Annotated in this window: 7 protein-coding genes; 3 read left to right on the top strand and 4 right to left on the bottom strand. The window is 71.4% G+C overall.

Annotation, left to right across the window (positions count from 1 at the left end; genetic code table 11):
- Positions 1-216: 216 nt before the first annotated feature.
- Positions 217-1,164 carry an NADP-dependent oxidoreductase gene (locus AB0A61_RS33805; RefSeq protein WP_361301039.1) on the bottom strand — a complete coding sequence of 316 codons (948 nt, stop codon included), beginning with the start codon at positions 1,162-1,164 and terminating at the stop codon, positions 217-219.
- A 221-nt stretch (positions 1,165-1,385) separates the two neighbouring features.
- Here AB0A61_RS33805 and AB0A61_RS33800 point away from each other — a divergent pair, with 221 nt between their 5' ends.
- Entirely contained in the window at positions 1,386-2,408 is a 1,023-nt protein-coding gene (locus AB0A61_RS33800; RefSeq protein ID WP_361301036.1) for a phosphotransferase family protein, read from the top strand.
- A 5-nt stretch (positions 2,409-2,413) separates the two neighbouring features.
- A complete protein-coding gene (locus AB0A61_RS33795; RefSeq protein WP_361301033.1) occupies positions 2,414-3,628 on the top strand; it encodes an acyl-CoA dehydrogenase family protein in 1,215 nt (404 codons plus the stop codon).
- Positions 3,629-3,785: 157 nt separating this feature from the next.
- Here AB0A61_RS33795 and AB0A61_RS33790 read toward each other — a convergent pair whose 3' ends face one another.
- The 3 genes from AB0A61_RS33790 to AB0A61_RS33780 are packed head-to-tail and all read right to left on the bottom strand — an operon-like array spanning position 3,786 to position 6,833.
- Complete coding sequence (locus tag AB0A61_RS33790) at positions 3,786-4,379, bottom strand: TetR/AcrR family transcriptional regulator (RefSeq protein WP_361301030.1); 594 nt, start codon at positions 4,377-4,379, stop codon at positions 3,786-3,788.
- A 25-nt stretch (positions 4,380-4,404) separates the two neighbouring features.
- Positions 4,405-6,072, bottom strand: a complete 1,668-nt coding sequence (locus tag AB0A61_RS33785) for an AMP-binding protein (protein ID WP_361301027.1) — start codon at positions 6,070-6,072, stop codon at positions 4,405-4,407.
- A complete protein-coding gene (locus tag AB0A61_RS33780; protein ID WP_361301024.1) occupies positions 6,069-6,833 on the bottom strand; it encodes an SDR family oxidoreductase in 765 nt (254 codons plus the stop codon). The genes AB0A61_RS33785 and AB0A61_RS33780 overlap by 4 nt, the downstream gene beginning before the upstream one ends.
- A 203-nt stretch (positions 6,834-7,036) precedes the next feature.
- Between AB0A61_RS33780 and AB0A61_RS33775 the strand changes: the two genes are divergently transcribed.
- The gene (locus AB0A61_RS33775) at positions 7,037-8,281 is read left to right on the top strand and encodes a DUF1343 domain-containing protein (protein ID WP_361301021.1); all 1,245 of its coding nucleotides are present in this window, start codon (positions 7,037-7,039) and stop codon (positions 8,279-8,281) included.
- Positions 8,282-8,288 lie beyond the last annotated feature (7 nt).

Genomic DNA, 8,288 nt, shown 5'->3' with positions numbered 1-8,288 from the left:
CAGCTGGCACCTCACCCCGGCCACCGCATAAGCAAGAAGGGCCGCCCGGCCCACGGCCGGGCAACCCTTCACCAAGATCTTCATGAGTCTTCTAGGGGGTGTCGTTCGGATCACCCGGGTCCGTGGTGAGCCGAACGACACCCCCTGGGGCCTCTCGCGCGGCGCCTCGGCGGCCCTGATGCGCCGGGGCCGGATCGACGGGCCGGCCGCCCGCGGCTACCCGCCGCTCTCGCGTTTCCAGTCCACCGTCACCACGATCTTGCCCCGCGTGCGCCCCTCCTGGTTCAGCCGCTGTGCCTCCGCCGCGCGCTCCAGCGGGAAAGTCTTCGACACGTGCACGGACACCACGCCCTCCTCGGCCAGCTCGGCCAGCTGCGTCAGGTCCTCGGCGTCGGGGCGGACGAAGTAGTAGAGGCCGCCGTAGCGGACCACGTCCGGGTCCGCGATGGAGACCAGGCGGCCCTCCGGCGTCATCAGGTCCGCCGAGGTCTTCGTCGTCTCGCCTCCGATCGTGTCGAGTGCCGCGTCCACGCCCGTGGGCGCCAGCCGCCGCACCCGTCCGGCCAGCCCCTCGCCGTACGTCACCGGTTCGGCGCCGAGGGAGCGCACGAAGTCGTGGTTGTGCTCGCTCGCCGTACCGATGACCCGGGCGCCCAGGTGCTGCGCGAGCTGCACGGCGATCGAGCCGACCCCGCCGGCCGCCGCGTGCACGAGCACCGTCTCGCCGCTCCGCACCTCCAGGACCTTGGTCAGTGCCTGGTAGGCGGTGAGCCCGGCGAGCGGCAGCCCCGCGGCCTCCTCGAAGGAGAGGTTGCGCGGCTTGCGGGCCAGCGTGCGCACCGGGGCCGCCACGTATTCGGCGAAGGTCCCCCGGGAGAGGAAGTCTTCGCGGACGTAGCCGATGACCTCGTCGCCGACGTCGAACTCCGTGACCGAGGCGCCCGGCTGCACCACCACTCCGGAGACGTCCCAGCCGGTGATCACCGGGAAGACGGCGTCGAGGATGCTGTCCAGATAACCTTCCCGGCACTTCCAGTCGACGGGGTTCACGGCCGCGGCCCGCACCTTGACCAGGACCGCGTCGGGTCCGACCTTGGGGTCGCGGACCTCGCCGTACTCCAGCGCCTCGGGGCCGCCGTACCGGTGGTAGCTGATCGCCTTCATGGCTCCGACCCTCCGGGGTACGCGGGCGCCACGCAAGCCAGATGACCCGATATGAGCTGTTCGCGTGGCAGCCTCGCCGTTTTCCCGGCGACTCCGCGCCGCACCGGGTGGCGAGCTGCCGGCCTGTCGTGGCCCCGATCACTTTCGGTCCGCGTACTGGACGACATACCGACCGGTCGGCATCATGGTCTGGACCCGTTCACCCGCCCGTAGGAGCAATGATGAGCCCCGACCACCCGCCCGGACTCGATCTCGACCGGCTGCACGGCCTGTTCGACCGTGAGCGGCCCGGCCTGGCACAGGGCCCCCTGACCGGTCGGCTGATCGAGGGCGGACGGTCGAACCTCACCTACGAGGTCTCGGACGGCGTCTCGAAGTGGGTCGTAAGGCGTCCTCCGCTCGGTCATGTCCTGGCCACCGCCCACGACATGAAGCGCGAGCACCGGGTGATCAGCGCCCTGCACCCGACGGACGTGCCGGTGCCGCGGCCGGTCCTGCTGTGCGAGGACGAGGAGGTGCTGGGGGCGCCGTTCTACGTCATGGAGTACGTCGACGGCACGCCGTACCGCACCGCCGACCAGCTCGCTCCGCTCGGCCCCGAGCGCACGCGCGAGGCGGTGCTGTCCCTGGTCGACACCCTGGTCGGGCTGCACGCGGTGGACCCCGCCGAGGTGGGCCTGGAGGACTTCGGCCGTCCCGAGGGATTCCTGGACCGCCAGCTGCGCCGCTGGGGCAAGCAGCTGGACGCCTCCCGCAACCGTGAGCTGGCCGGCATCGACGAGCTGCACGCGGCGCTCGGCCATGCCCTGCCCACCTCCCCCGCACCCGCCGTCGTACACGGCGACTACCGGCTCGACAACGTCCTGATCGGGCCCGACGACAAGATCAAGGCGATCCTCGACTGGGAGATGTCCACGCTCGGCGACCCGCTCACCGACCTGGGCCTTCTGGTGATGTACAGCATGCCGCTCGGCATGCCCCACTCCCCCGTCTCCACCACCGCCGAGGCCGCGGGGCACCCGGCTCCGGCCGAGCTGATCGAGCGCTACGCCGCCCGTTCGGGGCGGGACGTCTCGGCCGTCTCCTGGTACACGGCGTTCGCCTGGTTCAAGCTCGCCGTGATCCTGGAGGGCATCCACTACCGCTACACGCTGGGCCAGACGGTCGGACGCGGCTTCGACCTCATCGGCGACCTCGTGCCCGTCTTCATCGACCACGGACTCACCACTCTCCAGGAAGGCTGACCGGCATGGACTTCGCGTTCGACGCGCGCACCGAGGAGCTGCGCGGCAGGCTGCTCGCCTTCATGGACGAGTACGTGTACCCGGCGGAGGCGGTGGCGGAGGAGCAGCGCGCGCGGCTGGCGTCCCCCTGGGACACCCCGGCCGTGGTGGACGAGCTGAAGGCTGAGGCGCGCAGGCGGGGCCTGTGGAACCTCTTCCTCCCGGACGCCGGGTACGGCGCGGGGCTCACCAACCTCCAGTACGCCCCGCTCGCCGAGATCACCGGCCGCTCCCCGCACCTGGCGCCCACCGCCACCAACTGCGCCGCGCCCGACACCGGCAACATGGAGGTGCTCGCGCAGTTCGGGGACGAGCGGCAGAAGAAGCAGTGGCTTGAGCCGCTGCTGGCCGGTGAGATCCGCTCGGCGTTCGCGATGACCGAGCCGGAGGTGGCCTCCTCGGACGCCACCAACATCACCACGCTCATCGAGCGGGACGGCGATGAGTACGTCATCACCGGGCGCAAGTGGTACATCTCCGGGGCGATGAACCCGGACTGCAAGATCTTCATCGTGATGGGCAAGACCGACCCGGACGCGGAGGACATCCGCCGTCAGCAGTCCATGGTCCTGGTCCCGCGCGACACGCCGGGTGTCACGGTCAAGCGCGCGATGCAGGTCTTCGGCTACGAGGACCACTCGCACGGAGGCCACGCCGAGGTGGTCTTCGACCACGCGCGCGTGCCGGTGTCCAACCTGATCGGCGAGGAGGGCGGCGGCTTCGCCATCGCCCAGGCGCGTCTCGGTCCCGGCCGTATCCACCACTGCATGCGGCTGATCGGCATGGCCGAACGGGCGATCGAGCTGATGTGCCGCCGGGCCGTGGCCCGCACCGCCTTCGGCAAGGCGCTGGCCCAGCAGGGCGTGGTCCACAACTGGATCGCGGACGCCCGGGTCACGGTCGAGCAGCTGCGGCTGCTCGTCCTGAAGACCGCCTGGCTGATGGACACGGTCGGCAACAGGGGCGCCCACACGGAGATCCAGGCCATCAAGATCGCCACGCCCCGGGCGGTCGTCGACATCATCGACCGGGCGATCCAGCTGCACGGCGCGGGCGGTGTCAGCCAGGACTTCCCGCTGGCCGAGCTGTACGCGGCCGCCCGTACGCTGATGATCGCGGACGGGCCCGACGAGGTGCACCAGCGGTCGCTGGCGCGGCGGGAGCTGAAGAAGTACCTGTGAGACACGGGTAAGGGGCGACCGCCATGGGCGGCCGCCCCTTACCGGTGCGCGGCGGTTCAGCAGCTCCGGGTCCGGTCGTCAAATGCCCGTCGTCGCCCGGAAGGCCCTCACCTGTTCAAGCACCCAGCACGCGTGTCACCAACGTCCTGGGACACCCCTAGGGCCGCAGCGCCCGCAGCAGCAGGTCCGCCAGGTGGTCGGCGACCTCCTGCGGGCCGAGCGGGCCGTCGGGGCGGTACCAGGTCGACAGGTGGTGGACCGAGCCGAAGTGGTAGTCCACCACCAGGTCGGCCGGGGTCGCCCTGGAGAAGACGCCCGCCTCCTGGCCCTCCTCGATGAGCGCACGGAAGCGTTCGTGGTAGCGCCGGCGCTCGGCGCGCACCTGTTTGTTCTTCTCCGGGCTGAGGTGGTGCATGGAACGGAAGAAGATCATCGCGTCGTCGAGGTTCTCGATCGTGGTGACCACGACGTCCGCCGCCGCGGCCCGCACCCGCTGCTCGACCGGCTCGTCGGCGTCGGCGAAGGCGTCCAGCCGCTCCTGCTGGACACGCAGCACGCGCGCGTACACCTCGTGCAGCAGGTCGTCCTTGGAGCCGAAGTAGTGGTACAGCGCCCCCTTGGTGACGCCGGCCGCCTCGACGATCTCCTGCACCGAGGTGCGGTCGTACCCCTGTTCGGCGAAGAGCCGGGTGGCGGCGGCCAGCAGCCGCTGCGGCACAGGGGTCCCGTCCCCGTCCGTCGTCCTGGGCACTGCCGCCACCTGCCTTTCCGTGGTTCTACTGACTGTCGTGCGCGCGGGAACGCAGTTCCCGACGGAGGATCTTCCCACTTGCCGTCTTGGGCAGGTCGGGCAGGATCTCCACCTGACGCGGGTATTTGTAGGCCGCCAGTCTCTCCTTGCAGTAGGCGGCGAGCGTATCGGGGTCGGTCTGCGCGTCGGGGCGGAGGCTGATGTAGGCCTTGACGGTCTCCCCGCGGTACCCGTCGGGCACCCCGACGACGGCCGCCTCACGTACCGCCGGGTGCGTGTAGAGCACGTCCTCGACCTCACGCGGCCACACCTTGAAGCCGGACGCGTTGATCATGTCCTTCTTGCGGTCGACGACGTACAGCCAGCCCTGCTCGTCCATGAACCCGATGTCGCCGGTGCGCAGTTCGCCGTCCGGGAAGGTCTCGGCGGTGGCGTCGGGACGGCGCCAGTACCCGGGGACGACCTGGGGGCCCCGTACGACGATCTCGCCCTGCTCGCCGAAGGGCACCTCCTCGCCCGCGTCGTCGACGATGCGTACGACCGTGTCCGGGCCGGGCACGCCGACGGCCAGGGTTCCCGAGACCGGGTCGACGGGTGCCTCCCGGCCGGGCGGGACGGAGGCGCAGGGGGCGGTGCACTCGGTGAGGCCGTAGCCGTTGCGGATGTACGGCCCGAAGTCCGCCCGGAACTTCTCCACCAGCGCGGGCGGCAGGGGAGCTCCGCCGGAGGCGATGATCCGGAAGGAGGAGAAGTGGTCCGGGGTGACGGACGGGTGGGCGGTCAGCGCCATGAAGGCGGTCGAGGGGCCGACCGTGTAGTGCGGCCGGTGCTCGGCGAAGGCGTCCAGGACCACCCCGGGCTCGAAGCGGTAGGCCAGCACCAGCGTGCCCGCGCTGTTCAGACAGGCGCCGAACTGGCAGACCAGGCCGGTGATGTGGAACAGGGGCGCCAGCGCGAAGTAGACGGGCGCGGTGGGCAGATCGAGGCCGGTCCGCTGCCGCTCGGCGTTGTACATGATGTTGCCGTGCGTGTTGGTGGCGCCCTTGGGTGTGCCGCTGGTGCCCGAGGTGTAGCTGACCAGCGCGATCCCGGAGGGGGCCGGGGCGCGGCCCTCGGGGGCCTTGTTGCCCTGCCGGGCGACCGTCACCAGGTCGTCGGCGTCCCCGGCCTGCGGCAGCCGCTCGAAGGACAGCACCCGCGCGTCGTCGCGGGTCTGGAAGTCCAGCTCGCAGCCGGTGAGCACGATCCGCACCGGCGAGTCGGCCGCCGTGGCGCGCAGATACGCCTCCCAGGCCCGGTCGGAGCAGATCAGGGCGGCCACCTCACCGTCGCGCAGGACGTGGGAGACCTCCCCCGACTTGTACATCGGGTTGACGGGTACGACGGTCGCGCCCGCCTTCCAGGCGCCGAGGACCGCGAGCACGAAGTGCGGGGAGTTCTGCAGGAGGACGGCGACCCGGTCCCCGGGCTCCAGGCCGCGTGCGGCCAGGTGGCCGGCGATGGAGTCGCTCAGCTCGTCCACCTCGCGGTAGCTCAGACGGGCGTCGAAATAGGCGAGGAAGGTGCGCTCCGGTGCCTCGGCGACCGCGCGGCGCAGGGCGTGTACGAGGGAGTCGGCGGGGTCGACCGGGGCACGCTGGTCGTCGCTGAGCGTGGCGAGCCAGGGCCTGGCCGCGTAACGGGAGGCGGTCACCGGATCTCCTCCCACTTCTGCTGGAGGTGGTTCATGCTCGTCAGCCAGCGGTCGGGGTCGGTGGCCCGGGCCCGGTAGAACCCGGCGACCTCGGGGTGCGGCAGGATCAGGAAGCGGTCCTCCGCCATGCCCTTGAAGAGCGCGTCGGCCACGTCCTCCGGCTCTATCGCGGTCGGCCTGAGGACGACGTCTCCCGCGCTGCCGGTCGCGGCCAGCATGTCGGTGCGCACGCCCTGGGGACAGATGGCGTGGACCTTGATGCCGCGGTGACGGTAGGTCAGCGACAGCCACTCGGCGAATGCGTAGGCGCCGTGCTTGGTGACGCTGTAGGGGGCGGCGCCGATCATGGTGAGCAGCCCGGCGGCGGACACGGTGGAGACGAAGCGGCCGCTGCCGCGCTCCAGCCACGCCGGAAGCAGCGCGTGGGCGGCGCGGACGTGGGCCATCACATTGACGTCCCAGGCGCTCGCCCAGACCTCCTCGGCAGCCGCCTCCGAGCCGCCCGAGCCCAGGCCCGCGTTGGCGCAGTAGACATCGACCGTGCCACCCAGCGCGTCCCGGGCCTCGGCGACGACCGCGGAGGCGTCGCCCGGAACCGCGATCCCGCCGATCTCCGCGGCGACGGCCTCGGCCCGCCCGGCGTCGAGGTCGTTGACGACGACCCGGGCCCCCTCGGCGGCGAACCGGCGGGCCAGCGCGGCGCCGATGCCGCCTGCAGCTCCGGTGACGACCACTCCGGCACCCTGAACGGCTCCCACCATCGGTCTCCTTCGACACGGCATCGGTACCGGGCCCTTCGGCCCCTCGGCGCCAGACTAACCGGTCGGTATGTAGTGCGGAAGAGGGTGGCGGTAGTGCGGAAGAGGGGTCGCACCTCCGGGAGCGGTCCGGTTCGTTCCGTGACACCTGGCCGCACGCTAGCGTGCGTGAGCATGACACCCGCCGCGATCACGGAGGTCACCGCATGAAGCTCACCAGACGGAGCCTGCTCGCCGGCACGGCCGCGGCCGCGGCCGCGGGGACACCGACGGCTTCCGCGCAGGCGTCACCGAAGCGGGACGGCCGGGTGCGGACCGGGTTCGACCGTCTCGCGGCGGACGGCTACGCCCTGCTCGACGGGCAGCGGGTGGGCATGGTGACCAACCCGACGGGCGTCACCGCCGACGTGCACCACATCGTGGACGTGATGCACGCCGACCGCCGCGTGAACCTGACGGCCGTCTTCGGCCCCGAGCACGGCTTCCGCGGCACCGCGCAGGCGGGCGGCTCCGAGGGCCGCTACGACGACCCGGCGACCGGGCTGCCGGTCTACGACACCTATCTCAAGAGCGGGCAGCCGCTCGCCGACGTCTTCACCGCCTCCGGCGTGGACACCGTCGTCTTCGACATCCAGGACGTGGGCGCCCGCTTCTACACGTACATCTGGACGCTGTACGACTGCATGGAGGCGGCCCGGCTCGCGGGCAAGCGGTTCGTGGTGCTCGACCGGCCGAACCCGGTGACCGGGCGCGAGGCCCTCGGACCGGTGCTGCACAAGGAGTTCGCGACCTTCGTCGGACGGCAGCCGATCGCACAGGCGCACGGGATGACGGTCGCGGAGCTGGCCCGGTTGTTCAACGGGGAGTTCCTCACCGATCCGGTGCCGCTGGAGACCGTACCGATGACCGGGTGGAAGCGGTCGGACTTCTACGACGCCTCCGGGCTGCCGTGGGTGCCGCCGAGCCCGAACATGCCCACCCCCGACACCGCCCTCGTGTACTCGGGGACGTGTCTGTTCGAGGGGACGAACCTGTCGGAGGGCCGCGGGACCACCCGCCCCTTCGAGCTTCTCGGGGCGGACGGCATCGACGGTCGGTGGGCGGCCGCGGCCAACGAACTCCGGTTGCCGGGCGTCCACTTCAGGGAGGCCTACTTCGCGCCCACCTTCTCCAAGTTCCAGGGCAGGACCGTCGGCGGAGTCCAGATCCACGTACACGACCGGGCCGCCTACGACCCGGTACGCACGGGTATCGCCCTGCTGGTGACCGCCCGACGGGTCTGGAGCGGCTTCGCCTGGCGCTCGGACGACTGGATCGACAAGCTCACCGGCTCCGCCCGCGTCCGCACCGCGATCGACGCGGGGGCCGGCCCGGACGAGGTGGTGGCCGACTGGCAGGAGGAACTGGCCGCGTTCCGGAAGGTGCGCACGGAGTATCTCCGCTACGGGTGAGCCGCGA

This window comes from Streptomyces sp. NPDC046197, assembly GCF_040646295.1.
Lineage (GTDB): Bacteria > Actinomycetota > Actinomycetes > Streptomycetales > Streptomycetaceae > Streptomyces.
This window is presented reverse-complemented; position numbering and strand designations above follow the sequence as displayed.